The sequence below is a fragment of the Microbacterium luteolum genome (assembly GCF_039533965.1).
Lineage (GTDB): Bacteria > Actinomycetota > Actinomycetes > Actinomycetales > Microbacteriaceae > Microbacterium > Microbacterium luteolum.
Genome location: NZ_BAAAUN010000001.1, coordinates 3,806,936 through 3,832,887, shown reverse-complemented (window position 1 = coordinate 3,832,887; position 25,952 = coordinate 3,806,936). Strand labels below are relative to the sequence as shown.

The 25,952-nt window shown below is 69.5% G+C and carries 26 protein-coding genes, 1 tRNA gene and 1 riboswitch; of the genes, 17 read left to right on the top strand and 10 right to left on the bottom strand.

Annotated features, from left to right (window positions below; genetic code table 11):
* Positions 1–32: 32 nt before the first annotated feature.
* Together ABD648_RS18725 and ABD648_RS18720 are read right to left on the bottom strand one after the other, a co-directional pair.
* A complete protein-coding gene (locus ABD648_RS18725; protein WP_282216441.1) occupies positions 33–242 on the bottom strand; it encodes a hypothetical protein in 210 nt (69 codons plus the stop codon).
* On the bottom strand, positions 235–3,918 hold the full coding sequence (locus ABD648_RS18720; RefSeq protein ID WP_282216440.1) for an AAA family ATPase: 3,684 nt from the start codon (positions 3,916–3,918) through the stop codon (positions 235–237). Before ABD648_RS18720 ends, ABD648_RS18725 begins: the two co-directional genes overlap by 8 nt.
* A gap of 215 nt (positions 3,919–4,133) precedes the next feature.
* Between ABD648_RS18720 and ABD648_RS18715 the strand changes: the two genes are divergently transcribed.
* Complete coding sequence (locus ABD648_RS18715) at positions 4,134–4,646, top strand: methylated-DNA--[protein]-cysteine S-methyltransferase (RefSeq protein WP_282216439.1); 513 nt, start codon at positions 4,134–4,136, stop codon at positions 4,644–4,646.
* Positions 4,647–4,715: 69 nt separating this feature from the next.
* Here ABD648_RS18715 and ABD648_RS18710 read toward each other — a convergent pair whose 3' ends face one another.
* Complete coding sequence (locus tag ABD648_RS18710; protein ID WP_282216438.1) at positions 4,716–6,353, bottom strand: solute symporter family protein; 1,638 nt, start codon at positions 6,351–6,353, stop codon at positions 4,716–4,718.
* On the bottom strand, positions 6,350–6,697 hold the full coding sequence (locus tag ABD648_RS18705) for a DUF485 domain-containing protein (RefSeq protein WP_282216437.1): 348 nt from the start codon (positions 6,695–6,697) through the stop codon (positions 6,350–6,352). The genes ABD648_RS18710 and ABD648_RS18705 overlap by 4 nt, the downstream gene beginning before the upstream one ends.
* A 108-nt stretch (positions 6,698–6,805) precedes the next feature.
* Between ABD648_RS18705 and ABD648_RS18700 the strand changes: the two genes are divergently transcribed.
* The 3 genes from ABD648_RS18700 to ABD648_RS18690 all read left to right on the top strand — a co-directional run bounded on the left by ABD648_RS18700 (position 6,806) and on the right by ABD648_RS18690 (position 8,541).
* Positions 6,806–7,663: a LuxR C-terminal-related transcriptional regulator gene (locus ABD648_RS18700; protein WP_282216436.1), complete on the top strand. Its 858-nt coding sequence runs from the start codon at positions 6,806–6,808 to the stop codon at positions 7,661–7,663.
* Between the two features lie 69 nt (positions 7,664–7,732).
* Positions 7,733–7,799: riboswitch (guanidine-III (ykkC-III) riboswitch) on the top strand.
* 11 nt (positions 7,800–7,810) lie between these two features.
* The gene (locus ABD648_RS18695; RefSeq protein ID WP_282216435.1) at positions 7,811–8,137 is read left to right on the top strand and encodes a DMT family transporter; all 327 of its coding nucleotides are present in this window, start codon (positions 7,811–7,813) and stop codon (positions 8,135–8,137) included.
* A gap of 59 nt (positions 8,138–8,196) precedes the next feature.
* Positions 8,197–8,541 (top strand): histone-like nucleoid-structuring protein Lsr2, encoded by a 345-nt coding sequence (locus tag ABD648_RS18690; RefSeq protein WP_282216434.1) that lies wholly within the window; start codon positions 8,197–8,199, stop codon positions 8,539–8,541.
* 39 nt (positions 8,542–8,580) lie between these two features.
* On the opposite strand, the gene ABD648_RS18685 is transcribed toward ABD648_RS18690, so the two are convergent.
* Positions 8,581–9,198: a MarR family winged helix-turn-helix transcriptional regulator gene (locus tag ABD648_RS18685; RefSeq protein ID WP_282216433.1), complete on the bottom strand. Its 618-nt coding sequence runs from the start codon at positions 9,196–9,198 to the stop codon at positions 8,581–8,583.
* A gap of 77 nt (positions 9,199–9,275) precedes the next feature.
* Between ABD648_RS18685 and idi the strand changes: the two genes are divergently transcribed.
* From idi to ABD648_RS18640, 9 genes are all read left to right on the top strand, one after another.
* Entirely contained in the window at positions 9,276–9,797 is a 522-nt protein-coding gene (gene idi, locus ABD648_RS18680; protein WP_282216432.1) for an isopentenyl-diphosphate Delta-isomerase, read from the top strand.
* A 3-nt stretch (positions 9,798–9,800) separates the two neighbouring features.
* Positions 9,801–10,883, top strand: a complete 1,083-nt coding sequence (locus tag ABD648_RS18675; protein ID WP_282216431.1) for a polyprenyl synthetase family protein — start codon at positions 9,801–9,803, stop codon at positions 10,881–10,883.
* Positions 10,880–11,788 carry a phytoene/squalene synthase family protein gene (locus ABD648_RS18670; protein ID WP_282216430.1) on the top strand — a complete coding sequence of 303 codons (909 nt, stop codon included), beginning with the start codon at positions 10,880–10,882 and terminating at the stop codon, positions 11,786–11,788. The genes ABD648_RS18675 and ABD648_RS18670 overlap by 4 nt, the downstream gene beginning before the upstream one ends.
* On the top strand, positions 11,785–13,377 hold the full coding sequence (crtI, locus tag ABD648_RS18665) for a phytoene desaturase family protein (protein WP_282216429.1): 1,593 nt from the start codon (positions 11,785–11,787) through the stop codon (positions 13,375–13,377). Before ABD648_RS18670 ends, crtI begins: the two co-directional genes overlap by 4 nt.
* Positions 13,377–13,724, top strand: coding sequence for a lycopene cyclase domain-containing protein (locus tag ABD648_RS18660; protein ID WP_282216428.1), 348 nt, complete (start codon positions 13,377–13,379; stop codon positions 13,722–13,724). Before crtI ends, ABD648_RS18660 begins: the two co-directional genes overlap by 1 nt.
* Positions 13,721–14,068, top strand: a complete 348-nt coding sequence (locus ABD648_RS18655) for a lycopene cyclase domain-containing protein (RefSeq protein WP_282216427.1) — start codon at positions 13,721–13,723, stop codon at positions 14,066–14,068. Before ABD648_RS18660 ends, ABD648_RS18655 begins: the two co-directional genes overlap by 4 nt.
* Complete coding sequence (locus ABD648_RS18650) at positions 14,065–14,958, top strand: prenyltransferase (protein WP_282216426.1); 894 nt, start codon at positions 14,065–14,067, stop codon at positions 14,956–14,958. Before ABD648_RS18655 ends, ABD648_RS18650 begins: the two co-directional genes overlap by 4 nt.
* A 32-nt stretch (positions 14,959–14,990) precedes the next feature.
* Positions 14,991–17,177, top strand: coding sequence for an MMPL family transporter (locus tag ABD648_RS18645; RefSeq protein ID WP_282216425.1), 2,187 nt, complete (start codon positions 14,991–14,993; stop codon positions 17,175–17,177).
* A gap of 39 nt (positions 17,178–17,216) precedes the next feature.
* Positions 17,217–17,289 (top strand) — tRNA-Arg (locus tag ABD648_RS18640).
* Between the two features lie 63 nt (positions 17,290–17,352).
* Here ABD648_RS18640 and ABD648_RS18635 read toward each other — a convergent pair.
* The 3 genes from ABD648_RS18635 to ABD648_RS18625 form a co-directional block, all read right to left on the bottom strand.
* The gene (locus ABD648_RS18635; RefSeq protein WP_282216424.1) at positions 17,353–17,850 is read right to left on the bottom strand and encodes an HNH endonuclease; all 498 of its coding nucleotides are present in this window, start codon (positions 17,848–17,850) and stop codon (positions 17,353–17,355) included.
* 310 nt (positions 17,851–18,160) lie between these two features.
* On the bottom strand, positions 18,161–18,892 hold the full coding sequence (locus tag ABD648_RS18630; RefSeq protein ID WP_282216423.1) for a M23 family metallopeptidase: 732 nt from the start codon (positions 18,890–18,892) through the stop codon (positions 18,161–18,163).
* Positions 18,893–19,215: 323 nt separating this feature from the next.
* Positions 19,216–19,917: an iron-dependent transcriptional repressor DtxR gene (locus ABD648_RS18625; protein ID WP_282216422.1), complete on the bottom strand. Its 702-nt coding sequence runs from the start codon at positions 19,915–19,917 to the stop codon at positions 19,216–19,218.
* A gap of 101 nt (positions 19,918–20,018) precedes the next feature.
* Between ABD648_RS18625 and serC the strand changes: the two genes are divergently transcribed.
* On the top strand, positions 20,019–21,131 hold the full coding sequence (gene serC / locus ABD648_RS18620; RefSeq protein WP_282216421.1) for a phosphoserine transaminase: 1,113 nt from the start codon (positions 20,019–20,021) through the stop codon (positions 21,129–21,131).
* Positions 21,132–21,140: 9 nt separating this feature from the next.
* Here serC and ABD648_RS18615 read toward each other — a convergent pair whose 3' ends face one another.
* Positions 21,141–21,785, bottom strand: coding sequence for a DUF3027 domain-containing protein (locus ABD648_RS18615; RefSeq protein ID WP_282216420.1), 645 nt, complete (start codon positions 21,783–21,785; stop codon positions 21,141–21,143).
* Positions 21,769–22,149 (bottom strand): cold-shock protein, encoded by a 381-nt coding sequence (locus ABD648_RS18610; protein ID WP_116635891.1) that lies wholly within the window; start codon positions 22,147–22,149, stop codon positions 21,769–21,771. The genes ABD648_RS18615 and ABD648_RS18610 overlap by 17 nt, the downstream gene beginning before the upstream one ends.
* A 119-nt stretch (positions 22,150–22,268) precedes the next feature.
* Between ABD648_RS18610 and ABD648_RS18605 the strand changes: the two genes are divergently transcribed.
* The 3 genes from ABD648_RS18605 to ABD648_RS18595 are packed head-to-tail and all read left to right on the top strand — an operon-like array spanning position 22,269 to position 25,941.
* Positions 22,269–22,544, top strand: coding sequence for a multidrug ABC transporter ATPase (locus ABD648_RS18605; protein ID WP_282216419.1), 276 nt, complete (start codon positions 22,269–22,271; stop codon positions 22,542–22,544).
* Positions 22,545–22,554: 10 nt separating this feature from the next.
* Positions 22,555–24,264, top strand: coding sequence for a helicase-associated domain-containing protein (locus tag ABD648_RS18600; protein ID WP_282216418.1), 1,710 nt, complete (start codon positions 22,555–22,557; stop codon positions 24,262–24,264).
* A 36-nt stretch (positions 24,265–24,300) separates the two neighbouring features.
* Positions 24,301–25,941 (top strand): DNA repair helicase XPB, encoded by a 1,641-nt coding sequence (locus tag ABD648_RS18595; RefSeq protein WP_282216417.1) that lies wholly within the window; start codon positions 24,301–24,303, stop codon positions 25,939–25,941.
* The last annotated feature ends 11 nt before the right edge of the window (positions 25,942–25,952 follow it).

Here is a 25,952-nt window from a genome sequence, read left to right as displayed (position 1 = left end):
CCTCGGGGCGGCGGCGGTTTCGCGTCAGGCGCTCAGTAGTGCGGCGGCACGTCCTGCATCAGGCGGTCGTCGTTCGGCCCTTTCGGGCCACGAGGTCCCGCGGTCGCGTCGTCATCGTCGGTCTCGGGACCGGACTCGGGCGCGGGGTCGCTGCCCGGCACCGGCGTGAGTCTCGCCCTGCGCGATCCGGCGACGCGCACGACGCGCTGACCGTCCGGACCGGGTTCGGGCTGCTCAGTCATTCTCGCGGTCGACGACATCGATCGGCTGCGTGTCGTTCTCGGCGCGCGGCGCCGATTCGGAGATGCCGAGCACCCCCGCGATACGTGTCGCGGCGGTGACCGGGTCGCTGTACAGATCGAACGCGTGCACGCGCACGTAGTGCCAGCCCAGGCGCCGCAGCACGTGCGGTCGCAGCCGCAGCGTCTCCCGAAGGGAGTCGCCCCGGGACTCCGGATCGGATTCGATCACGACGGCCTTGCCGTCATGCTGCGCGACCAGCGGAAGGAGTCCGCGGTAGTCGACGTCGACGGATGCCCCGAGCCGCCGCAATTCCCGCGCCAGGGCGAGGGTGAGCGGGTCGGCGAGGTCTTCCAGCCGGGCGTCCCTGCTCCGCGCGGCGAGCCCGCCGAGGATCGACATCAGCGTGGCAGCGCCGTGCTCCAGTCGGCCGTCATCGAATGCGGAGGGGCGGATGGACGAGACGATCACCATCGATCGACGCGCGCGCGTCATGCCGACCGTGAGCAGTCGCTCGCCGTCGGGAGTCGAGAGGTCGCCGAAGTCGCTCAGCACACGACCGTGCTTGGTGAGACCGAAGCCGAGCGAGAAGATCACCCGATCCCGGCTCTCGGCGACGGACTCCTCCAGCGTCAGCACCGCGAAGGGCTCGACGGTGTCGCGGCCGACGAAGTCCGCGACATCGGATCGGCCGGCGAACGCGGACGTGACGGCGGCGCGGACGCGCTCCGCGTGACGTGTGCTGGCCGTGACCACCATCAGGGATTCGGACGGTCGGTGGATCGCATGCTCGACGACCAGGGTCACGACCCTGGCCACCTCGGCATCCGGACTCTCGACCGCGCCGGACACCGGATCCGGCGCACCGGTCCCGCCCTCGACGTAGTCGACCGTCAGGCTGCCGCGACCGAGGTACGACCCGGCCCACGGCAGGGAGACGATCTCGCCGCCGTAGAAGGCGTCGTTGATGAGCTCGGCGAGGTCCTCGCCTCCCGCACGGTAGCTGCGCGTGAGCGTCATCACGGGAAGGAGCTCGGACAGGCGCTCGAAGACGGACACCTCGTCGAACGGGAGCTCCGCCTCCCAGGATTCCACGGGGTCCACGGCGATGTGGAAGGGCGTGGGCCGCTGCGTCACGGGATCGCCGAACGCGACGATCTGGCGCGCGCGACGGATCGCCGGTGCGGCCTCCGTGAGGTTGATCGCCGCGGCGTCGACCAGCAGCACCGTGTCGAACTCGACCGAGTCCGGGATCTCGGGAACGAGATACGGCGAGGAGATCCACACCGGGGCGAGCACGTCGATGAGCGCGGGCGCGGAGCTGACGACCTCGGCCGTCGTCGTGGCGGGCTGCGTCAGCGCGCGACGGAGATGCTGCGACTGCTGCGGCTCGTCGACGATGGCGATCCGCCACTGGTTCGCGAGCTGCCAGGCGAGCAGCGGGCCGGCCATGGCGGCGTGCGCTTCGTCGACGAGACGGAAGTCGCGTTCGAGCCGGTCCACGACCGCGGTGTTCGCGCCGAGGAGCGCCCGGTTGTCCTGCAGCGCCCGCTCCAGGAGCGACTGCCACCAGGCGAACTCGAGCTCGTCACCCACCCGGGACTCGGCGACATGGCGCACCGAGAGCTCGGCGAGCAGCGGCTCCAGCCCGAGCAGCGCGAGACGATCGCGCAGCTGCGCGCGCTCCACGAGGTTGTCGAAGACGTCGGACTTCTCGGCGAGCCCGGCCAGCGTGCGGACCAGCCGCGCGACCGGGAGCGTCGCCAGCGGCTCGCGGCGGCCGAGCGCCGCGTCCAGCTCTGCCAGCTCCGCCTCGACACGCTGCCAGGAGGCGGAGACGTCACCGAGCCCCAGCGGCACCTCCGGTGCGACGCCCGCCTCGACGAACCGCTGCCACTGCGTGCGCTGCGACTGGATGCGCAGCAGAGCCTCGTGCATCTCCGTGACGTGCACGCCCGGGCGGACGTACTCCTTCGCGAGGCGACGCAGCCGCCGGCGATTGGCAGCGGACAAGCCGGGTGCGTCGCGACGCGAGCCGTGCGCCTGGATGAGCTCGCCGAGAGGACGCTCGAACACGGTCGGGCTGAACCGATCGAGGGAATCCCGGATCCCCTGGAGCAGACGCAGATACTCGCCGAGCTCGTCGATCGTCGAGAAGGGCCGCATGTGCGTCTGGGCGATCAGTTCGTAGCCCCGCTCGAGGAGCGCCGGCACGCTGCTCGAATGCAGACGTCCGGCGAGCTCGTGGGCCGAGCGCGCAGCCTCGGTGGTGGCGAAGGTGACGCCGTACCAGGGCGAGTCGTCCGGGCCGAAGCGGAACTCGCCGAGTCGCGCGGCCTGGGCCAGCGACGCGGCCGCCTCGGTCCGGTCGGCGGCCAGGCGGCGCAGGGCGTCCGGTCCCAGGCGCGCGGTCGTCGACGGCGGGACGGGAAGCGATGCGAGGCGCGTGAGGTGGCGAGTCGCGTCGAGCACCGACGCGTCGGTGCCGGGGATCGGCGAGGTGAGTGCCTGCCGGTAGTCGCGCAGCACGGTGCGCAGGCGCACCAGCGCGTCGTCCACCTCGCTCACCTTGGGCGCTGCGGCCTTCTCGTTGCGGCCGATCGCGCGGACGAGGTCGCGGCGCACGCTCGCCGGCGAGATCGCGAGGCTGTCGAGTCCGATGCCGGCGAGCCGATGCCGCACGCCGTCGAGGGTCGAACGACGTGCCGACACGACCAGCACGCGCTTGCCCCCGCGCACGAGTTCGCCGAGCGCGTTGATGACCGTCTGCGTCCCTCCGGTGCCCGGAAGCGTCGCCACCGTGAGCGAGTGCCCGGCGGCGATGCGCGCGAGCACCGCCTCCTGCTCGGCATCCGCATCGAGGAGGAGATTGTCGGATGCCGGGGCGCGGTCGTCCGGAGAGGTCTGGTGCGGTGCGGCGCGCGGTGCGGAGACCTGCTCCCGGTCGCCGACGTGACCGTTGAGCGCGTTCAGCACCAGGTGGTCGAGGCTGCCGCCGTCGCGCGACATCGCCGCTGAGACGTCGGCGAACGTGGACACGACGAGCCTCGGCTCCACGGAGAACGTGTCGATGGAGCGCGTCGTCGCCCGGAGGCTGTCGATCACGGGCTGGGGCTTGAAGATGCCGCCGTCGTAGGCGAGGGCCGCGAGGGCGGCGGGGTCGATGGTGATGCCGAAGTGGTCGCGCGCGATGCGGACCAGTTCGGGGTTCACCTCGAACGCACCCTGGAGCTTGAGCTCGAAGTCGGAGTGGTGGCGCCGGATCGCCAGCGGCCGCAGCAGGACGGGCGCCGCGAAGCCCGCACCTCCGATGCGCCAGCGGGCGACGCCGACCGCCAGATGCACGGCCTCGATCCCCCGCACCGTGCGCAGCTCGGTGTTCTTGGCCGTGATCCGTTCCGCCGCGAGTCGAGCGGTGCGCAGCCCGACCTCGTCGCGGAACAGATTCGACAGGAGCGTGGACTTGCCGGTGATGAACTGGGGAAGGCTGCCGGGGTGTGCCTTCGAGATGTCGATGCCGGACTCGGGTCCGTCGCGGAAGCTGACGAGCGGCGACGGGCCGCCGAGATCGGCGGCCTCGGCGCGCAGACGGGTGCGCTCGGCCTCGGCGGCGTGCGCGATATCGACTCCGGTGCTCGACTCGTGCAGATCGCCGAGGGTCACGGAGGCCTCCGCCACCGCGTCATCCGCAGACCTGCCCTCTCGTCGCCACACACTGACACCCTAGGCGCGCAAGAGCGCGAGCCCGGGTAACCGGGGCGGGTTTCACCGTAATTCTGGCCTCTGACGGGCATCCGCGACTGCTCCTGCAATGCTCGGGGGCTGAACCCTGTTGTCCACGACGAGCGCGCTGAGGGATCCGCGAGGTCGTCGCACCCGGTCAGTATGGGGGCATGACCTTCCGCTACGACTTCGCCCCCACCCCGTTCGGGGATGCTCTCGCGGTGTTCTCCGACGAGGGCATCGTGCGCTTCGACCTCTCCGAATCCGAGGACCCCTCCGTGCCCTGGCTCCTCGAAGGCACCGCCCGCCAGCTGCACGCGATGCCGGAGCCCGATCCGGGCGCGGCCGACGAGCTGGCCCATCTGCTCGACTCCTACTTCGACGGAGAGCCCATCCGCTTCGAGGATCACCTCCGCCTCGACTGGCGGCTCGTCGAGGGGTTCCCCTTGCTCGCCCTGCAGACGATCTGCGACATCGAGTGGGGCGAGACCCTCAGCTACGGCGAGGTCGCCGTGCTCGCCGGCCACCCCGGAGCAGCGCGCGCGGTCGGCACCGCCTGTCGCCTCACGCCCTTCTCGATCATCGTCCCCGTGCACCGCGTCGTGCGCTCCGACGGATCCGCGGGTCACTACGGCGCGCACCCGGAGCGCAAGAGGTTCCTGCTGGACCTCGAATCCCGCTGAGCGGCGCCCCCGAGACGACGTGGACCCGGCGAGTAGGCCGCCGGGTCCACGTGCTCGAGGTTCCGCGGATCAGTGCTCGGTCGCCTTCTCCGCTCCGAAGCCCGTGAGCGAGCGCACCTCCATCTCGGCGGCGAGGTCCGGGGACTCCTTCCTGCTGCTGGTGATGGTGCCGAGCCAGCCCAGCAGGAAGCCGAGCGGGATCGACACGATCCCCGGATTGTTCAACGGCCACACGGCGATGTCGATCCCGGGGATCATCGACGTCGGCGTTCCGGAGAACACCGGCGAAAGGACGATCAGGAGGATGGCGGAGCCGAGCCCGCCGTACATGCTCCACACCGCGCCCCGTGTCGAGAAGCGCCGCCAGAAGAGCGAGTACAGGATCGTCGGGAGGTTGGCGGATGCCGCGACGGCGAAGGCCAGCGCCACCAGGAACGCGATGTTCTGCCCCTGCGCTCCGATGCCGCCGATGATCGCCAGGATGCCGATGACGATCACGGTCCGGCGCGCGACGCGCACCTCGGCGTCCGGGTCGGCCTCCACGGGCTCGCCCGCGGCATCTCTCTTCCCCTTCTGGATCACGTTCGCATAGATGTCATGGGCGAACGACGCCGCCGCCGTGATCGTGAGACCGGCGACGACCGCGAGGATGGTCGCGAAAGCCACCGCCGAGATGAAGCCCAGGAGCACCGGCCCGCCGAGCTGCAGAGCGAGCAGGGGCGCGGCGGAGTTGACGCCGCCGGGAGCCGCCGCGATGACGTCCGCTCCGACGAGCGCACCGGCGCCGTACCCGAGCACGAGCGTCAGCAGGTAGAACCCCCCGATCAGCCAGATCGCCCAGACGACCGAACGGCGAGCCTCTTTCGCCGTCGGCACCGTGTAGAACCGCATCAGCACGTGCGGCAGGCCGGCCGTGCCGAGGACGAGCGCCATTCCGAGCGACAGGAAGTCCCAGGGATTCGCGCCGTACTGCAGCCCCGGGGCCAGGATCGCGTCACCCTTGTCGGAGTTCGCGACCGCGGCCTCGAGCAGCGTGTTGAGGTTGAACCCGTTGATCGCGAGCACCCAGATGGTCATCGCGAGTGCGCCGCCGATCAGGAGGAATGCCTTCACGATCTGCACCCACGTCGTGCCCTTCATCCCGCCGATGAGCACGTAGACGATCATCAGGACGCCGACCACCGCGATCACAACCGACTGCCCGAGGCGGCCGTCGATGCCGAGCAGCAGCGACACGAGACCGCCGGCACCCGCCATCTGGGCAAGCAGGTAGAAGAAGCACACCGCGAGCGTGGTGATGGCCGCAGCCATCCGGATGGGGCGCTGCTTCAAGCGGAACGACAGCACATCCGCCATGGTGAACTTGCCGGTGTTGCGCATCATCTCCGCCACCAGGAGCAGCGCGACGAGCCACGCCACCAGGAATCCGATGGAGTAGAGGAAGCCGTCGTAGCCGTTGATCGCGATCGCACCGCAGATGCCGAGGAAGGATGCTGCGGACAGGTAGTCGCCGGCGATCGCGAAGCCGTTCTGCGGACCGGTGAACGAGCGGCCGGCGGCGTAGTAGTCGGCCGCTGTCTTGTTGTTGCGGCTGGCCCGGATGACGATGAAGAGCGTCACCGCCACGAAGGCCAGGAAGATCGAGATGTTGAGAACGGGGTTGCTCTCGATGGCGACGGGTTCGGTCGCGAAGGGGACGATGTTCATGCCTGGCCCTGCGCCTTCTCGAGTTCTTCACGGATCTCGGTCGCCAGCGGATCGATCTTCCTGTTCGCGAATGACACGTAGATCATCGTGATGGCGAAGGTCGTCACGAACTGTCCGAGCCCGAGGAGCAGGCCGACGGTGATATCGCCCCACACCCGCTGACCCATGAACTCCGTCGCAAATGCAGCGAGAAGCACATACGCGAAATACCAGATGAGGAAGAACGCGGCGAGAGGGAAGATGAAGGATCGCTGGGTGCGTTTCAGAGTGCGGAATCTCGGTGATTCCTCGATGGCGATGTAATCGATCGCGGTGCTCGAACCCGCGGGGGTCTGGTCGCTCATGGGGCCTCCTTGCCTCATGTCCGGTGCTCGCACGACGGAGTCGCGCGAGTGATAGGGTCGACGCTACGAAACGGGGAACGGTGCCGTCACCCCCGAAAGTAGGTAGTCGTGAGCTCACCGGTCGCCATCGAATCCGAGGGCGAACTCGTCGCCAATGCGGTGCGCGAGCTCGCCCGGCGTACGCGCTTCCCTGTCGCCTTCGGTGGCCTGATCGAAGAGGGCGTCGTCAGCGTGACGAGCATCGTCGGCAACCGGACCCGAGCGCTGGACGGTCTGCGCGTCCGCCCCGAGCGCGGCCTCGGCGGCCGAGCCATGATGGAGCTCCGTCCGCGCATGACGAGCGACTACGGCTCCTCGCAGCAGATCACGCACGACTACGACGTGTTCGTGCTGGGCGAGGGACTGCGGACGCTGCTCGCCCTCCCGATCGTGGTTCAGGGCCGACCCCGCGGCGTGCTCTATGCCGGCGCCTGGGACGAGGAGCAGGTCGGCGGGGTGACGACCGCGCCGGCGATGCAGGTCGCGCAGTCGGTCGCCGATGAACTGCGGATCCGCGACGAGGTCGAGCGGCGGCTCCGGACCTCCGCTCCGGGATCCGAGGCCGTACCCGCCCCGCAGCGCGAGGAGCTGCGGGAGAGCTTCGCCGCGCTCCGGAGCATCGCCGCCGACGTCGACGACCCCGAGCTCCGTGCGCGAATCGCCCAGGTCGAGCGGCGCCTGGTCACTCTGGCAGGCGATGCGGTTCCCGTCGTCACCGGCCCCGTTCCGACCGTGCACCTCTCCCCCCGCGAGACCGACGTGCTCGCCTGCGCCGCGCTCGGCTCGACCAACGCCGAGATCGCCGCCCAGCTGGGACTCCGCGAAGGCACGGTCAAGGCCTACCTCGGCACCGCGATGTCGAAGCTCGACGCCTCGACCCGCCATTCCGCCGTCACACGCGCTCGGCGCGCAGGTCTCCTCCCCTGACCTGACGCGCACGCCGGATCCCTCGTCGAACTGCCCAGGCCCTGCCCAGCCCCCTCCGCTATCATCGGCAGTGGTCGGAGAACTCCGGCCCCGGACGAGGCAGACCAGTACCCGGTGAGCGAAAAGACTGGTCCGAAAGGACCGATCATGTCGTGGATCATTCTCATCGTCTCCGGAGTCCTCGAGGCCGTCTGGGCCACCGCACTCGGAAAGTCCGAAGGACTAACGAAGCTCTGGCCGAGCGTCATCTTCTTCGTCGGCCTGGCACTCTCGATGGTCGGACTCGCCTACGCGATGAAGGACATACCGACCGGTACTGCTTATGCCGTATGGGTCGGCATCGGCGCGTCTCTCACGGTCATCTGGGCGATGATCACCGGCGACACGGAGGTCTCCTGGCTGCGCATTCTGCTGCTGATGGGACTCGTCGGATGCATTGTCGGCCTCAAGCTGATCGACACCGGTCACGAATAGCCGTCGCATTCCGCGGATCTTCTTGTCTTCCTCTTTATGCGCGCTGTAGGGTCAATTCCATGGCGAGAAGAATTGTGCACCAGCTGGTAGACGATATCGACGGCAGCGTGCTGGAGGTCGGCGAGGGCGAGACCGTGCATTTCTCGCTGAACGGCACCTCGTACGAGATCGACCTCAATTCCACGCATGTCGAGGAATTGCGTCAGGCATTCGAACCGTACATCTCGGCAGGTCGCCGCGCCGGCGCATCGAGTTCCACACGTGCCGCCTCCCCGCGCAAGCGTCAGGCACGCAATCCCGAGGTTGCGGCGATCCGCGCCTGGGCCAACGCGAACGGCTACACGCTGTCGGAGCGTGGCCGTATCCCGGCCCCGGTCGTCGAGGCGTACAACGCCGCCCACTGACCTTCACCATTCCGCCGGACGTCGCTCCGGCGGAATGGTCTAGTCCGCCGTCTGGGTCAGCCAGGGCTCGTCGCGGAGCGTGATCTCATCGGTCATGTCGGCGAGGAAGCGGATGACGAGGTCGCGCTCCTCTCTGCTCAGCCGCGCTGCCGCATAGAACCGCTTGGCCTGCTGACGCCCCACCGTCTCCATCGCCGCATGCCGGGTCTCGGGTGTGATCGTGATCGCGAGCGCTCGGCGATCGGTCGGGTGCGGCGCGCGATGGATGTGTCCGCCGTTCTCGAGGCGATCGAGCAGCTTGGTGGTCGCTGCTGTCGAGATCCCGAGGTGATGCGCGATCCCGCTCGGCGTCGACACGAGGTTCCGATTCGCGCACACGATCAGGTAGTGCAGCGCGCGCATGTCGGTCTCGTTGAGTCGCATGTACCGCCGAGACGCCTGCGACAGGCGCTGCTCGGCGTCGCGGAGTCCGGCCAGAGCCTCCATCACCGCGGCGATCTGGCGCAGATCCTCGGGCGGCACGCCGGTGCGGTCGATCAGGCTGCTGCGCGGATCGCTGGCCTCGACGTCGTAGATCGCGGCGTGACTGAGGCCGTCGGGCGTTCCGGCGGAGTTCGCCGCAACCGCGCGCGGGGTGGTGCCGGCCTCCGAGTCCATGCGATCATGTTACACACGAAGAGTTTCATGCTAAGTTGATTACTCACTAAGTTAGCTAAAACGATGAGGGAGGCTCCGTGGATCACGTGACGCTCCTCGCGGAGGACGGGACAGCGATCGGCACCCGGCCGAAGAGCGAAGTCCACACCCGGGACACTCCGCTGCACCTCGCCTTCTCCTGCTACGTCTTCGACTCCCGCGGACGTGTGCTCGTGACCAGGCGCGCGCTCGGCAAGCGGACATGGCCGGGCGTGTGGACGAACAGCTTCTGCGGCCACCCGCGCCCCGACGAGCAGATGACCGCCGCCGTCCACCGGCACGGTCTCGGTGAGCTCGGCCTGCACATCACCGATCTCCGCGTCGTCCTGCCCGACTATCGCTATCGCGCGGTCGATGCGAGCGGCATCGTCGAGAACGAGATCTGCCCTGTCCACGTCGCCGTCGTCGACGGCGATCCGCTCGCCGACCCCGACGAGGTGGCGGAGTGGACGTGGGTCGAGGTCGACGACCTCATCGACGCCGCTGCCCGTACACCCTTCGCATTCAGCCCCTGGATGGTCGAGCAGCTTCCCCTCCTCCGTGCCATCGGGGAGATCTGACCGATGACGTCCACAGCGACGGCAGAGGACCTCGGCACCCGCATCGAGGAGGCGCTGCGGCGCCGCTTCTCGGAGCGCTCCGCCGCCGCCGAGCACTACGGCACCGAGTTCGTCGCGCTCTGGCAGGCCGCTGCCGAGCACGCGCTCGGCGGAAAGCTGATCCGGCCGCGGCTGCTGATCGATCTCCTGCGGAGCCTCACCCCCGCAGGCCTCACGATCGCCGAGGTCGAGCGCGCGATCGACGTCGCGGTGCATGTCGAGCTGCTGCACTTCGCCTTCCTCCTCCACGACGACGTCATCGACGGCGACCTGATCCGTCGTCGTCGCCCGAACCTGATCGGATCCCTCGTCGAGCGCCGGTCGACCGAACCCGCGGAGCCGGCGCTGCACTGGGCTCGCTCCAGCGCCATCCTCATGGGTGACCTGCTGCTCGCCTCCGCCGTGCTGGGCTTCGCGCGCGCCGATGTCTCGAGCGACGCACGCACCCGTCTCCTCGCCCTGCTCGAGCAGACGATCTTCGAGACCGTCGCGGGCGAGCACACCGACATTGGCCTGAGCGACGGCATCATCGCCCCGGACCTGCGGACCATCCTCTCGACGAGCGCCTACAAGACGGCGACCTACTCCTTCGTGCTCCCCCTCCGCGCTGCGGCCGTGCTCGCCGGCTCGTCGCCCGCGGCCGAGGAGCAGCTCACCGCGATCGGCCGGCACCTCGGGCTCGCCTATCAGCTCCAGGACGACCTGCTCTCGGTGTTCGGCGACCCCGAGGCCCACGGCAAGGACGCCTTCTCGGATCTGCGCGAGGGCAAGGAGACCGCGATCATCGCCTACGCCCGTATGACCGGCCACTGGCCCAGCATCGAACTGCGCTTCGGCTCGATGGACCTCAGCGTGGCGGACGCCTCCGACATCCGCGACCGCCTTCGCGAGTGCGGCGCCGAGCGCTTCGTCCGCAGCCTTGTGCAGGAGCAGCTCGGGGCGGTGTCGACCATCCTCGGCGAGGCCGAGTCGGCCGGAACCATCTCGCCGGCGGCAGGGCGCACGATCCTCGGGCTCACGTCCCGCATCGAAGGCCGCACGGTATGACGGACAAGCCCCCGGTTCCTGCCGGAGACGGCGCTCTCCGACGTTTCAATCGCACGGCCGAGATCGCGACGACCGACGTGATCCGCGCCTACTCCACCTCCTTCGGGCTGGCCACCCGGCTCCTCGGCAAGCGGCACCGTCAGCACGTGCGGAACATCTACGCGATGGTCCGCATCGCCGACGAGATCGTCGACGGCGTCGCGGCCGAGGCAGGGCTCGACGTGTCGGCCCAGTCGGCGGCACTCGCCTCGTACATCGCCGAGACCCATCGCTCGATGCGCAGCGGTTACAGCAGCGATCTCATCCTCCACGCCTTCGCCCGCACCGCGCGGGAGTGCTCGATCGGCGAGGACCTGACACAGCCCTTCTTCGACTCGATGACGGCCGACATCGCCGCCGACGCGGGCTTCGCGGCCTACGACGCCGATGCCCATGCGAACTACGTGTACGGCTCGGCCGAGGTCGTCGGCCTGATGTGCCTGCAGGTGTTCCTGCGAGAAGAGGATCGGACGCCCCAGGAGCACGAGACGCTCGTCCGCGGCGCACGGCAGCTGGGCGCGGCCTTCCAGAACGTGAACTTCCTCCGCGATCTGGCCGACGACACCGATCGGCTCCACCGCGGATACCTGGGTGGCTCGACCCGTCTCACCGACGCCGATCGCGATGCCTGGGTCGAGACGGTGCATCGACAGCTCGACGACGCCCGCACCGCGATCCCCCTCCTCCCCAAGGACGCCCGCGCGGCCGTTCGAAGCGCACTCGCCCTGTTCGCGGCGCTCACCCACCGCGTGGCACGCACACCCGCCGAGGAGCTGTATCGCAGGCGCGTCCGCGTCCCCGACCCGATCAAGGCTGGTCTCGCGGCGCGCGCCCTCGTCATCACCGCCCTGGAGCGCGGTCGATGAGCCGCGTGGTGGTGATCGGCGCCGGAGTGGCCGGCCTCGCGGTCGCTGGACTGCTCGCACGCGACGGGCACGAGGTCGTCGTGCTCGAGAAGAACGCCAGGGTCGGCGGACGCGCGGGGACCATGGAGCGCGATGGCTTCCGATTCGACACCGGTCCGTCCTGGTACCTCATGCCGGAGGTGTTCGATCACTTCTTCGCGATGATGGGCACGACGACCGAGGCGCAGCTGGATCTCACCCTCCTCGATCCGGGGTATCGCGTGTTCCGCGCACCCGACGTCGCGGCAGAACCCGTCACCGTCCCCTCAGGGCGCGCGGCCGTCTCCCGGCTCTTCGAATCCCTGGAGCCGGGTTCCGCGCCCGCTCTCGACGCCTACCTCGACTCCGCGCACGACGCGAGCACGATGGCCGAGAAGTACTTCCTGTACAACCCGTTCACGCGGCTCCGCACCCTGACGGCCCCCGAGGTTCTGCGCGCACTCCCCCGCCTGTTCTCGCTGCTGGGCACGCGGTTGCAGGCCTTCGCCGCCCGCCGCTTCCGCCACCCGGTCATCCGTCAGATCCTCGGGTATCCGGCGGTGTTCCTCGGCACCGACCCGCGCAGCGCCCCCGCGATGTATCACCTGATGAGCGCACTCGATCTCGATCAGGGCGTGAGCTACCCGCAGGGCGGATTCTGGCGCGTGGTCGAGCGCATCGGCGAGCTCGCCCGCGACGCCGGCGTCCGCGTCATCACGGGCGCCGAGGTCACCGGCATCCGCACGCAGGAGGGGCCGGACGGCCCGGCCGTGTCCGGCGTGACATGGACTGACGAGGGCGGCGCTGCCCACATCGAGAGCGCGGACATCGTCGTCTCGGCGGCGGACCTGCACCACACCGAGACGACGCTGCTCCCGGAGGCGTTGCAGTCCTACCCTGAGTCCTGGTGGGAGCGCCGTACCAGCGGTCCGGGCGGCGTGCTCGTGATGCTCGGCATCCGGGGCGCTCTGCCCGAGCTGCCGCACCACTCCCTCTTCTTCACCGACGACTGGGACGCGAACTTCGACGCGATCTTCGGCGATGCCCCTTCGGTCCCCTCGCCCGCGTCGACCTACGTCTGCCGTCCGAGTGCGACCGACCCCGACGTCGCCCCACCCGGCCACGAGAACCTCTTCGTGCTGGTCCCCGTCCCCGCAGATGTCGACCTCGGTCACGGGGGCTCCGACGGCGCCGGGTCCCCGCAGGTCGAGCGCGCGGCGGATGCCGCGATCGATCTCATCTCGACGTGGGCGGACGTGCCCGATCTCCGCGATCGCATCGTCGTCCGCGAGACCGTCGGGCCCGCCGACTTCCGGGACGACTACAACTCCTGGCGGGGAGGGATGCTGGGACCGGCGCACATCCTCAGCCAGAGCGCGATGTTCCGCGCGCAGAACGCCTCGCGCCGTGTGCGGGGCCTCTACTACGCCGGCGGAACCACCGCACCGGGCGTGGGCGTTCCCATGTGCCTCATCAGCGCCGAGATCGTGTTGAAGCGCGTGCGCGGCGATCACACCGCCGGCCCGCTCCGCGAACCCGTGCGGGAGCCCGTGCGCGGGGAGTCCGGCTGATGGGTGCGCTCTACCTGGGCGCGCTGATCCTGTTCTCGGGATGCCTGCTGCTGCTGGACCGGCGGTTCCGGCTCTTCTTCTGGCGCGACGCGCTGTCGGCCGCGATCGTGACCGTCGTCGGCTTCGTGTTCTTCCTGGCCTGGGACGTCGCCGGCATCGCCGGAGGGATCTTCTTCCGCGGCGAGGCAGCCATCGCGACCGGGATCGTGCTGGCACCGGAGCTCCCGATCGAGGAGCCCGTCTTCCTCCTCTTCCTCGTCCTGTGCACGATGATCCTGTACACCGGGGCCGTCCGCGTGCTCACGCATCGTCGTCCGCGACGCCAGGCGCAGGAGAGACGACCGTGACCTATCTCCAGCTCGCCGCGTGCTTCCTCGCCGCCGCCGCCGTCTGCGGCATCGCCCTGACGGTCGCGTCCCGCCGGCGCGGCCCTCGCCCCGTCGCCGTCGGGTTGACGATCCTCGCACTCTTCCTCCTGACGGCCGTGTTCGACACCGTGATGATCGCGACAGGCCTGTTCCACTACTCGCCCGCACATCTGCTCGGCCTGCACATCGGCCTCGCACCCATCGAGGACTTCGCCTACCCCCTCGCCGGCGCCCTGCTCCTCCCGCCGCTGTGGACTGCGCTTCGCGCCCGCCGGCGTGCACGCGCCCACCCCGGCGAGGGCGACGGAGAGGAACGGGCATGAGCGCCGCCGCATCGCCTACCCGTGGCATCGGACACGACATCGCGCAGATCGTCCTCTCGTCGCGCCCGATCAGCTGGATCAACACCGCGTTCCCCTTCGCGGCGGCGTATCTGCTCAGCACCCGTGAGGTCGACCTCACGCTGGTGATCGGCACGCTGTACTTCCTCATCCCCTACAACCTCGCGATGTACGGGATCAACGACGTCTTCGACTACGCCTCCGACCTGGCCAACCCGCGCAAGGGCGGCATCGAGGGCGCGCTGCTCGCGCCTCGCATCCATCGTGCGACGCTGTGGGCCGCCGCCCTGACCAACCTTCCCTTCCTCGCCTACCTCGTGGCGGTCGGCGGTCCGGCCTCGTGGATCTGGCTGGCCGTCAGCGTCTTCGCCGTGATCGCGTACTCCGCACCCGTGCTGCGGTTCAAGGAACGGCCGTTCCTCGATTCCGTGACCTCGAGCACGCACTTCGTCAGCCCGGCGATCGTCGGGCTCGCTCTCGCCGGCGCGGGGGTCACGCCTGGCGCCGTCCTCACCCTCACCGCGTTCTTCCTGTGGGGAATGGCCGCGCACGCGTTCGGCGCCGTGCAGGACATCGGGCCCGACCGCGACGCGGGGATCTCGTCGATCGCGACCGTCATCGGAGCGCGGGCGACGGTGCGGCTGTCGCTCGTCTTGTGGATCGTCGCCGGCGCCGCGATGCTCCTGACCCCGTGGCCGGGGCCACTGGCCGCTCTCCTCGCGCTGCCGTACGTCGTGAACGCGGCGCCCTGGTGGAACGTCACGGACGACACGTCCGCGACCACGAACCGCGCGTGGCGGCGATTCATCGCCCTGAACTACTTCTCCGGCTTCCTCGCGACGATGATCCTCATCCTCGCGTGGGTCTCCTGATTCCCGAACCGCAGCCCTCCGAAAGGCCCCCAATGTCCCGCCCCGATCACGCCCCCGCTTCGCCGACCCGAGAGCGCTCACGACACCACTCCTGGGTGCGCGTCTTCATCCCGGTGGCGCTGATCCTCGTGTGGCTCGTCGGCGCGTCTCTCGGCGGACCGCTGTTCGGCAAGGTCGACGAGGTGTCGTCGAACGACCAGACGACCTACCTCCCCGAGTCGGCGGACGCGACCCAGGTGCAGAAGCTGCTCGGCGAGTTCAACGACAGCGATTCCATCCCCGCCATCGCCGTGTTCACCTCCGAGGAGGAGCTCACCCCGACGGAGCTCGACGCGATCTCGGATGCCGTCGCCGACGCGCCCTCCGTCGAGGGGATCGGTGACGAGGTCTCGCCCGCCCTCCCCTCCGACGACGGGCTCGCCGTGCAGGCGTTCATCCCGATCCAGAGCGACGCGGAACTCGCGGACGCCACCGCCGCGCTGGGCGAGGAGCTCCGCGCCGCCGTGCCCGACGGCATCACGGTCTACATCACCGGACCCGCCGGCTTCAGCGCCGACCTCGTGGCGGGCTTCTCCGGGATCGACGGACTCCTCCTGGGCGTCGCGCTCCTCGCCGTGCTGGTGATCCTCGTGCTCGTGTACCGGTCACTCCTGCTGCCACTGGTCGTGCTGTCGACGAGCCTCTTCGCGCTCTGCGTCGCGCTGCTCGTGGTGTGGTGGCTCGCGAAGTTCGAGATCCTGCTGCTCAGCGGTCAGACCCAGGGCATCCTCTTCATCCTGGTGATCGGCGCGGCGACCGACTACGCCCTGCTCTTCGTCGCGCGATTCCGCGAGGAGCTCCGTGTCGTCCAGGACAAGGGCGCCGCCGTCACCGCCGCCTGGAAGGGCTCCTTCGAGCCGATCGTGGCCTCGGGCGGCACGGTGATCGCCGGCCTGCTGTGCCTGCTGCTCAGCGATCTGAAGTCGAACAGCACGCTCGGACCCGTCGCCGCCATCGGCATCGTCTTCGCGATGCTCGCCGCTCTCACCCTGCTGCCGGCGCTGCTGCTGCTCTGCGGACGCGCGGTCTTCTGGCCGCGTCGCCCGAAGTTCGAGCCCGAGGTCGTCGAGGCGGAGCACGGCATGCGCACGACGGGGCTGTGGGCGCGCCTGGCGGGCCTGATCAAACGGCGCCCCCGCGTGATCTGGATCGTCACGACCGCCGTGCTCCTCGTCGGGGCGGCCGGCGTCACCCAGCTCGACGCCACCGGCATCCCCCAGTCCGACCTGGTGCTCGGGGCATCCGAAGCCCGCGACGGTCAGGCCGCCCTGGGCGAGCACTTCCCCGGCGGCTCCGGCAGCCCGGCCTACGTCGTCGTCGCCGCGGACAGGCTGCAGGATGCCGCCGACGTGCTGCTCGCGAGCGACGGCATCGACGGAGTGGCGGTCACTGCGGCGGACTCCCCCAGCGGCACGGCGACCGTGACCGAGGACGGGCTGACCGCCGTCGGCCCTCCGGGCACCCCGGCGCCCGAACCGACGACCGTCGACGGGGACGTCCTGCTGCAGGCGACGCTGACGGATGCCGCGGACTCCGACGCCGCGGCAGCCACGGTGCGCGAGCTGCGGTCCGAGCTGAACGATCTCGATGCGCTCGTGGGCGGTGTGACGGCGACCTCGATCGACACGAACGACGCGTCGATCCACGACCGGAACCTCATCATCCCCGTCATCCTCGTGGTGATCATGTTCATCCTGATGCTGCTGCTGCGGTCGATCCTCGCACCGGTGCTGCTGATCCTCACGACCGTGCTCTCGTTCGGCACGGCGATGGGCGTCTCCGCGCTCGTGTTCAACGGGATCTTCCAGTTCCCCGGAGCCGACCCCGCCGTCCCGCTCTTCGGCTTCGTGTTCCTGGTCGCCCTGGGCATCGACTACAACATCTTCCTGATGACCCGCGTGCGGGAGGAGTCGCAGGCGCACGGCACCCGCGAGGGCGTCCTGCGCGGGCTCTCGATCACCGGCGGAGTGATCACCTCGGCCGGCCTCGTGCTCGCCGCGACGTTCGCCGCTCTCTCGGTGATCCCGATCCTGTTCCTCGTACAGCTCGCGTTCATCGTCGCGTTCGGCGTGCTGCTCGACACCTTCGTGGTCCGCTCGCTGCTGGTGCCCGCCCTCGCGTACGACATCGGGAAGGCCATCTGGTGGCCCTCGAAGCTGTGGCGGCGCGGGCAGGACTAACGCGGACGGGGCGTGATCGGTCACCTAGACTTGAACCGCGCCCTCGTAGCTCAGGGGATAGAGCAGCCCTCTCCTAAAGGGCAGGTCGCAGGTTCGAATCCTGTCGCGGGCACGGAAGCGAGAAGGGCCGCCCTCCCGGGCGGCCCTTCCTCTCTCTCCAGGTCTGTCAGCTCGCTCAGGCCGCGAGGGCGAGGTACGGCTCCCACCGAGGGTCGCTGCGTTCGGTCCCGCGAACGGTCCAGGCCGTGCCGTGCGGCGGGCGAGGGGTGAACCGCAGCTGCCAGCGCATCTCCTGCGGCGTGCGGTCGCTCTTCACGTTGTTGCAGCGCAGGCAGCAGGCCACGAGGTTCTCCCACGAGTCGGCGCCGCCGCGTGAGCGCGGGAGCACGTGGTCGATGGTGGATGCCGCCTTGCCGCAGTAGCCGCAGCGGTGGTTGTCGCGGCGGAGCACGCCTCTCCTCGTCACCGGCACCCGTCTGCTCGTCGGCACCCGCACGTACCGCGAGAGGATGATGACCGCCGGGCGGTCGTACACGCCGTGGCTCCCCCAGACGGGGTCGTCTTCCACGCGTTCGATCACCGTCGCCTTGTCGTTCATCACGAGCACGAGCGCTCTTTTGAACGACACGATCGCCAACGGCTCGTATCCGGCATTCAGGACCAGTGTGCGCATTCGTCATCCTCTCGATCCGCCGGGACGGCTTCCCGGCACTCTCGACTCACACGAGGTCGTGCAGGCGGCAGAGCGTTCGCAGGGACGAAAAAAGGCGCTGTCTAAAGACAGCGCCTTTCGCGCACGGCAACGCCGTGGCATCCCTGCGGGCTATGCAGGAGGACGTGACGACCGAGGGCATCCATGGTTCGGATGCTCGATATTCGCTCCATCTGCCTCTCCCGCCAGTACGACAACGGGTTCAGGCTAACCCATCCAGCTGGATGGGAGGCGAAACGCCAGGTGAACGGACGGAAGCGTGTCCCGCGGATCAGCCGGCGTTCGCCGCGAGCCAGGAGTACGGCTCGACGATTCCGCCGTTGATCCACACCTCGAAGTGGAGGTGGTTCGCGGTGGAGCTTCCGGTGCTGCCGACGTAGCCGATCAGCTGTCCTGCGGAGACGGTCTGGCCTTCTTCCACCTGACGCGATCCGTAGGTCATGTGACCGTAGGTGCTCTGGACCTGCTGTCCGCCCACGACGCTGTCGATCATGACGCACACGCCGTAGCCGCCGATGCTCTCGGCCGACGCGCGGACGACGCCCGCCGCCGTGGCGTAGATCGGGGTGAGGGCCGGTGCCAGCATGTCGACGCCGTTGTGGCCGCCGCCGATCGTGCGGCCTTCCGTGTAGGAACCGGGAGGCAGCGGATAGCGCACCTCGCCGGATCCCGGCGAGACCAGGGCGTAGCCGGCGGTGTTGAAGTTCGCGGTCGCGGGCGAGGCTGCGGCGGCACGAGCGGCAGCAGCCGCCTCGGCCTTCTTCTTCTCGATCTCCTCAGGCGTCGTCGCCGTGAAGGTTCCGCGGTTGAGCGGCGCTGCGGTCGCCTGCGAGGCGACGACGAGCGACTGCGCATCGACGGCAGCGAGCTGCTGCACGGTCGTCGCGGCCTCGTCCGGCTTGCTCGCCGCATAGGCGGGAAGGGCGACGGCGGCGACCAGTGCACCGACGGCCGCGAAGATGGCGACGGATCGGAGTGGCTTGACGGCCTTTCGAGCCGTCACCCGCGCGCTGGTGCGGCGGGCGGGAACTCGGTCTTCAGATGTCTTCGCGGTCGGTTCGATGTCTGCGGCCAAAACTTTGTCCTCCTGGGCCCTCGCGCTTTCGGGTAGCGCTGGCTCGTCGGCACTCTCGTTCTCGTGGCACGAATGTAGCTCGGGTACTTTGTGCGTTCCTGCCGTGAAGACGACGAGCCTGGAAGGCGATCTTCGCGGGTCATCGCCAGCGGGCTTCTTCGCTGACGACTTGACCGAGGTTACCGGAAGATAACGATCATGTCACCCCGGGAACCTGGCAATCGACGCAGAGCCCCGGTTTTCCGCGTGGATCAGGCCGGCTCGCCGACCAGGAAGATGTGGGAGGCGAGCTCGACGGGCAGTTCCAGCCCGTCTTCCTTGCCGTCCATCTGGATCAGGACGTAGCCCTCGCTGAAACGGAAGTCGCCGTGGGCGCCGGGCATGACACCGGCGTCGCGCAGCTGCTCCAGCAGCTCCGGATCGACCTGGGCGGGTTCGGCCAGACGCCGGACCGTCCCCTCGATGGGCTCGCCCGCCGCGTTCAGCTTCTGGACGAGGCCGATGACGCCCTCGTCGAAGGTGCGCGCCGGCAGGTCGCCGAGCTGGTCGAGGCCCGGGATCGGGTTCCCGTAAGGCGACTCGGTGGGGTGACCCAGGAGTTCGACGAGACGACGCTCCACCTGCTCGCTCATCACGTGCTCCCAGCGGCAGGCCTCTTCGTGCACGAACGCCCAGTCGAGCCCGATGACATCGGAGAGCAGGCGCTCGGCCAGACGGTGCTTGCGCATGACGTCGACCGCCTTGCGGCGCCCCGCGTCGGTGAGCTCGAGCGTGCGGTCTTCGGAGACGACGACCAGCCCATCGCGCTCCATGCGACCGACGGTCTGCGAGACCGTGGGGCCGGAGTGACCGAGGCGCTCGGAGATGCGCGCGCGCAGGGGCACGATGTTCTCCTCCTCGAGCTCGAGGATGGTGCGGAGATACATCTCCGTGGTGTCGATCAGATCGGTCATGTGCAGGCCCTCCGAGATTCTTAGGCAAGCCTACATTCCCGCACGGACATCGGATCCGCCCCCGGCGGGGAACGACACCGCGCGCCCCCTAGAATCGACCCATGGCGATCGAGATTCCCGGTGACCTCCTGCCCGCTGACGGTCGTTTCGGCTGCGGTCCCTCGAAGGTGCGCCCCGCGCAGCTCGAGGCGCTGCTCTCATCCGGCGCGACGATCCTCGGGACCTCGCACCGTCAGGCCCCGGTGAAGAACCTGGTCGGCAGCGTGCGCGAGCAGCTCGCCGCCCTGTTCCGCGTGCCGGAAGGGTACGAGATCCTCGTCGGCAACGGCGGCTCCACCGCGTTCTGGGATGCGGCCGCGTTCGGCCTCATCGAACGCCGCAGCCAGAATCTCGTCTTCGGCGAGTTCGGCGGCAAGTTCGCCGCGGCCGCAGGCGCCCCGTGGCTCGACGCCCCTGATGTGCGCAAGGCCGAGCCGGGATCGCGGGCGAGCGCCGAGGTCGTCGACGGCGTCGACGTGTACGCCTGGCCGCACAACGAGACCTCGACCGGTGTCGCCGCTCCCGTGGAGCGCGTCCGTGCGGACGGTGCCCTGACGGTCATCGATGCGACCAGCGCCGCCGGCGGCATCGACTTCGACGTCACCCAGGCCGACGTCTACTACTTCGCCCCGCAGAAGAACCTCGGGTCGGACGGCGGGCTGTGGTTCGCCGCGGTCTCCCCCGCCGCGATCGAGCGGATCGAGCGGATCGCGGCCTCCGGCCGCTACATCCCCGAGTTCCTCAGCCTGAAGAACGCGGTCGACAACTCGCGCCTGAACCAGACGCTCAACACCCCGGCTCTCACGACGCTCCACCTGCTGGACAGCCAGCTCAGCTGGATCCTCGGCAACGGCGGACTCGCGTGGGCCGCCGGCCGCACCTCCGCGTCGTCCTCGGCGCTGTACGACTGGGCAGAGGCGTCCGCGGTCGCGACGCCCTTCGTCGCCGATGCCACGCACCGCTCGCCGGTGGTCGCCACGATCGACTTCGACGAGAGCATCGACGCGGCAGCGATCGCGAAGACGCTCCGAGCCAACGGCATCGTCGACACCGAGCCGTACCGCAAGCTCGGTCGCAACCAGCTGCGCGTGGCGACCTTCGTCTCGATCGAGCCGGACGACGTCCGCCAGCTGATCCGCTCGCTCGACTACGTGCTGGAGAACCTGGGCGCCTGAGCGCCTGAGTCACTCCTCGTCGTCGGCGTCCTCGTCGTCGTCCGAGTCGTCGTCGGCGTCGTCGGAGTCGTCCTCGTCGGCGTCGTCCTCATCGTCGTCGAAGCCGTCGTCCGTCAGGTCCTCGTCGGACACGCTCGGGTCGAGCTCATCGATGTCGACGCCGTCGACGTCGCCGGCATGCAGAACGGTGGCCGGAGCGTCGTCGTCCTCATCGTCGTCGAGGTCGTCGTCCTCATCGAGGTCTTCGGCATCGTCATCGTCGATGTCATCGATGTCTTCCTCGACGACCTCGCCGGCCTCGGCCGCTTCGGCGGCCGCCTGCTCGGCGAGTTCGACCTGGTGCGCCCGGTAGTCCGCGAGACGCTCGGCCCACGGCACCCACTCCGGTGCGAGGAGGGCGCCGTCGCCGGGGAGAAGCTCGACCTCGAGCACGGTCGGGTCCTCGTCCTCGACACGTGCGACTGTCACGGTCCAGTACCAGCCGGGATAGCCGGGCAGCCGGTTCTCGAAGCGCAACGACACCGAGCCGTCATCTTCGAGGAGGTAGCCGGCAGCCGGGCCGATCGAGGTCGCGGGAGTGATCTCGCGGAGGGCATCCAGCGCGAGATCGTGGGCGTCGAGGAGACGCGCGTCGGCGTCAGGCTTCGAGGTCATCGGCGACCTTGCGCAGGACGGCCGCGATCTTGCGGCCGTGTCCGGAAGACGGATAGCGTCCGCGACGCAGGTCTCCGCCGATGGTGTCGAGGAGCTTCACGAGGTCCTCGACGATGATCGCCATGTCGTCGGCCGGGATCCGCTTGGCCTTCGACAGGCTCGGCGGCGCCTCGAGCACGCGTACCGAGAGCGCCTGGAGACCGCGCTTGCCGTCGGCCACTCCGAACTCCACGCGCGCTCCCGCCTTCACCGCGGTGCCCGTGGGCATCGCCGAGGCGTGCAGGAAGACGTCCTGGCCGTCATCGCTGGCGATGAAGCCGAAACCCTTGTCTTCGTCGTAGAACCTGACCTTGCCGGTGGGCATGGGAGAACCTCGCTGAAATCGGTATGCAGAAGAGTGCACACGCTGATGCGCGCACCCTCCCAGCCTACCGGTCGTCGGACCGGCGGAATCGAAGCCCCGGTACGAGTAGGGTGAGACGGATGAGCACGCAGAATTCGGAACCGGAGATTCCCGTCCGCCGGGTGGATCGCCTCCTCGCGTTCTCCGCGCTCGGAATCGCCGCGGCATCCGTGATCTGCTTCTTCGCGATCATCATCGGCACCGCGGTCGGCATGGATCAATCCGCTTTCGGCGAAGGACTGTGGCCGCTGATCGCCGCGATCCCGTTCTGGGGCCTGCCGATCGCCTTCGTGATGATCATCGCGCTGCTCGTGATGAGCTTCATCCGAAAGGGTCGCGCAGCGTCGCGTTCCTGAGGCAGCGCCCATGAGCACTCACGCACGACCGCTGGCGGATTGGCTGGCCGCGTCGAGCGATGATGCGCTGCAGCACCTGCTTTCATCCCGTGGGGTGCGGCCGGATGTCCCGTGGCAGGACTTCTTCGACGCCGCCGAGGCCCTGCTCGATCCGTCGGCGCTCACGAAGCTCCTCCCCTCCCTCACCGCTGCCGAGGCGGCGGCGCTGCTCCGAGCGGCCGACGGCGGGGATCCCGGCGGCGAGCGCGAGACGCTCACGGCGCTCGCTCTGCTGCGCCCGGACGGCACCCCCTACGCACCGCTCGTGCCCGTGCTCGCCGGACGCTCCGTCACCGAGGTCGGCGACGCCGCTGCTCCCGGTCCCGCGGCGGAGACCGCGTCAGCACACGCTGCGGAACGCGCGTTCACCACGGTGGCGGTGCTCGCCGACGTGCTGCTCGTCGCCCGCGAAGCACCGTTCGCCCTGCTCGCCGGCGGCAGCATCAGCGCCGGCGAGAAGCGCCAGCTCGCGGATTCGGGGATCTCGGCCGACATCGTCGACACCCTGCTCGCGATCGCGATCGACGCCGGACTCGCCGTCGCCGCCAACCGCCGGCTGCGCACCACCGCATCCGCGGAGACCTGGCTGATCTCCTCCGTCGCGGATCGCTGGACGGTCCTGGTGACGAGCTTCCGCGCGTCGCTGCCGCGCGGCGTCCGATCCGCGGACGGCGGGTGGACTCCGCCCGAGTCCTGGCCGTTCGCGCATCCGTGGGACCCGTCCTGGCCGGAACGCTCCCGCATGCTGCGCGAGGGGGCACGCCTCCTGGGCCTGATCGCGGAGGACGGCACCGAACCGGAGTGGGCCGCATCGGTGCGCCGCGGCGAGGACGCCGACCCGGACGCGCTCGTCCGGCTGCTGCCCGCCGAGGTCGACCGCATCTTCCTGCAGAACGATCTCACCGCGATCGCGCCGGGCCCGCTCGAACCGGCACTGGACGTGCGCCTTCGTGGCATCGCCGCTCGCGAGTCGGCCGCGCAGGCATCGTCGTACCGCTTCACCGCGGAATCGATGGCGCATGCCTTCGTCGTCGGCGAGACCGAGGAGTCGATCCTCGAGTTCCTCGGCGGGATCTCCCTCACCGGGATCCCGCAGCCGCTGAGCTATCTGGTCGCCCAGACCGCGCAGCGACACGGCCTGGTGCGCGTCTCCATCGACGACGAGACCGGTCGCACGCGGATCGAGAGCACCGACCTCCACCTCATCCAGGCCATGGCCGTCGACCAGTCCCTGCGGCCCCTCGCGCTCGCGAAGCATGCCGAATCGCTCACCACCCGGGTCAGCCGGGAGACGGTCTACTGGGCACTCACGGACGCACGCTACCCGGCGACGCTGGTCGGAGCGGACGGCGCCATCCCGGTGCGGGAACGGCATCCCGCCCCAGCCGTCACCGCCCCCGACGTCGATGCCCCCGACGTCAGCGCACTGATCGCCCGCCTGCGCGACCACCAGGGCCCGGATGCCGACGCGGCATGGCTCGATCGGGAGCTGGAGGCCGCGGTCCGCGCCAAGGCCGTGCTCCAGGTCACCGTGGGCATGCCGGACGGATCGACGCGCGAGCTCCTGCTCGAGGCGACCGGGATCGGCGGTGGTCGCCTCCGCGGGCGCGATCGTGCGGCCGACGTCGAGCGCACCCTGCCCGTCTCGAGCATCCTGGCCGCATCGGTCGTCGCGCAGTAGGCCCCGAGCCTCCAGCGCCCGGTAAACTGGACAGCTATGTCTGATGGCCCCCTGATCGTCCAGAGCGATCGCACCGTGCTGCTCGAAGTCGCCCATGCCGACGCGGAGAGCGCCCGCCACGAACTCGCGATCTTCGCGGAGCTGGAGCGCGCCCCCGAGCACATCCACACGTATCGGATCACGCGGCTCGGGCTGTGGAACGCGCGCGCCGCCGGCCACACCGCCGAGGACATGCTCGAGACGCTGGACCGCTGGTCGCGTTTCCCGGTCCCGCCGTCCGTCGCGGTCGATCTGCGCGAGACGGTCAACCGCTACGGGCGACTCGTGATCGAGCGGGACGACGAGGGGACGCTCATCCTGCGCTCCTCCGATCCCGCGGTGCTGACCCAGGTCGCGAACAACAAGCGCATCCAGCCGCTGCTGATCGGGCATCCGAACCCCGAGACGTTCGTCGTCGACGCGTGGGCGCGCGGCCAGATCAAGCAGGAGCTCCTGAAGATCGGCTGGCCGGCCGAGGACCTCGCCGGCTACACCCCCGGCACCCCGCACGAGATCGACCTCGCCGAGGACGGCTGGCACATCCGTCCGTACCAGCAGGATGCCGTCGACGCTTTCTCGAAGGACGGTTCGGGCGTCGTGGTGCTCCCCTGCGGCGCGGGCAAGACGATCGTGGGCGCCGGTGCCATGGCGGCCACCAAGACGACCACGCTGATCCTGGTGACGAACACCGTCTCGGCCCGGCAGTGGCGCGACGAGCTGCTCAAGCGCACGAGCCTGACCGCCGAGGAGATCGGCGAGTACTCCGGCCAGGCCAAAGAGGTCAAGCCGGTCACGATCGCGACTTACCAGATCCTCACGGCCAAGCGGAAGGGCGAGTACGCGCATCTCGCGCTCCTCGATGCTCTCGACTGGGGCCTCATCGTCTACGACGAGGTCCACCTCCTCCCCGCCCCTGTCTTCAAGCTCACCGCGGACCTGCAGGCTCGGCGACGGATCGGACTCACCGCGACCCTCGTCCGTGAGGACGGGCGCGAGGGCGACGTGTTCAGCCTGATCGGCCCCAAGCGGTTCGATGCTCCCTGGAAGCAGATCGAGGCCCAGGGCTTCATCTCCCCCGCGGCCTGCTACGAGGTGCGCGTCGATCTTCCGCCGAGCGACCGGCTCGAGTACGCCGCGGCGACGGACGACGAGCGGTATCGGCTCGCGGCATCCGCTCCGGCCAAGGTCCAGGCCGTCCGCGAGCTGATCGCCAAGCACCCGGGCGAGCGCATCCTCGTGATCGGACAGTACCTCGACCAGCTCGAGTCGCTGTCCGAGGCGCTGGACGCGCCGCAGATCACGGGGGCGACGCCGGTGGACGAGCGCGAAGAGCTCTACCGCGCTTTCCGCGAGGGCGACATCTCGCTGCTCGTGGTGTCGAAGGTGGCGAACTTCTCGATCGACCTGCCGGAGGCATCCGTCGCCATCCAGGTCTCCGGATCGTTCGGCTCCCGCCAGGAGGAGGCCCAGCGTCTCGGCCGTCTGCTGCGCCCGAAGCAGTCGGGACACACGGCGAGCTTCTACACGCTCGTCGCCCGCGACACGATCGACCAGGACTACGCACAGAACCGCCAGCGGTTCCTCGCCGAGCAGGGCTACAGCTACACGATCATGGACGCCGACGCGATCGCGGCCTGAAGTCGTCCACC

Excerpts from the sequence above, each read along its gene's own strand:
- ABD648_RS18725 (WP_282216441.1), bottom strand. The coding sequence starts at position 242 with ATGACTGAGCAGCCCGAACCCGGTCCGGACGGTCAGCGCGTCGTGCGC.
- ABD648_RS18715 (WP_282216439.1), top strand. The coding sequence starts at position 4,134 with ATGACCTTCCGCTACGACTTCGCCCCCACCCCGTTCGGGGATGCTCTC.
- ABD648_RS18710 (WP_282216438.1), bottom strand. The coding sequence starts at position 6,353 with ATGAACATCGTCCCCTTCGCGACCGAACCCGTCGCCATCGAGAGCAAC.
- ABD648_RS18705 (WP_282216437.1), bottom strand. The coding sequence starts at position 6,697 with ATGAGCGACCAGACCCCCGCGGGTTCGAGCACCGCGATCGATTACATC.
- ABD648_RS18695 (WP_282216435.1), top strand. The coding sequence starts at position 7,811 with ATGTCGTGGATCATTCTCATCGTCTCCGGAGTCCTCGAGGCCGTCTGG.
- ABD648_RS18690 (WP_282216434.1), top strand. The coding sequence starts at position 8,197 with ATGGCGAGAAGAATTGTGCACCAGCTGGTAGACGATATCGACGGCAGC.
- ABD648_RS18685 (WP_282216433.1), bottom strand. The coding sequence starts at position 9,198 with ATGGACTCGGAGGCCGGCACCACCCCGCGCGCGGTTGCGGCGAACTCC.
- ABD648_RS18675 (WP_282216431.1), top strand. The coding sequence starts at position 9,801 with ATGACGTCCACAGCGACGGCAGAGGACCTCGGCACCCGCATCGAGGAG.
- ABD648_RS18670 (WP_282216430.1), top strand. The coding sequence starts at position 10,880 with ATGACGGACAAGCCCCCGGTTCCTGCCGGAGACGGCGCTCTCCGACGT.
- crtI (WP_282216429.1), top strand. The coding sequence starts at position 11,785 with ATGAGCCGCGTGGTGGTGATCGGCGCCGGAGTGGCCGGCCTCGCGGTC.
- ABD648_RS18660 (WP_282216428.1), top strand. The coding sequence starts at position 13,377 with ATGGGTGCGCTCTACCTGGGCGCGCTGATCCTGTTCTCGGGATGCCTG.
- ABD648_RS18650 (WP_282216426.1), top strand. The coding sequence starts at position 14,065 with ATGAGCGCCGCCGCATCGCCTACCCGTGGCATCGGACACGACATCGCG.
- ABD648_RS18645 (WP_282216425.1), top strand. The coding sequence starts at position 14,991 with ATGTCCCGCCCCGATCACGCCCCCGCTTCGCCGACCCGAGAGCGCTCA.
- ABD648_RS18635 (WP_282216424.1), bottom strand. The coding sequence starts at position 17,850 with ATGCGCACACTGGTCCTGAATGCCGGATACGAGCCGTTGGCGATCGTG.
- ABD648_RS18625 (WP_282216422.1), bottom strand. The coding sequence starts at position 19,917 with ATGACCGATCTGATCGACACCACGGAGATGTATCTCCGCACCATCCTC.
- serC (WP_282216421.1), top strand. The coding sequence starts at position 20,019 with ATGGCGATCGAGATTCCCGGTGACCTCCTGCCCGCTGACGGTCGTTTC.
- ABD648_RS18615 (WP_282216420.1), bottom strand. The coding sequence starts at position 21,785 with ATGACCTCGAAGCCTGACGCCGACGCGCGTCTCCTCGACGCCCACGAT.
- ABD648_RS18610 (WP_116635891.1), bottom strand. The coding sequence starts at position 22,149 with ATGCCCACCGGCAAGGTCAGGTTCTACGACGAAGACAAGGGTTTCGGC.
- ABD648_RS18605 (WP_282216419.1), top strand. The coding sequence starts at position 22,269 with ATGAGCACGCAGAATTCGGAACCGGAGATTCCCGTCCGCCGGGTGGAT.
- ABD648_RS18600 (WP_282216418.1), top strand. The coding sequence starts at position 22,555 with ATGAGCACTCACGCACGACCGCTGGCGGATTGGCTGGCCGCGTCGAGC.
- ABD648_RS18595 (WP_282216417.1), top strand. The coding sequence starts at position 24,301 with ATGTCTGATGGCCCCCTGATCGTCCAGAGCGATCGCACCGTGCTGCTC.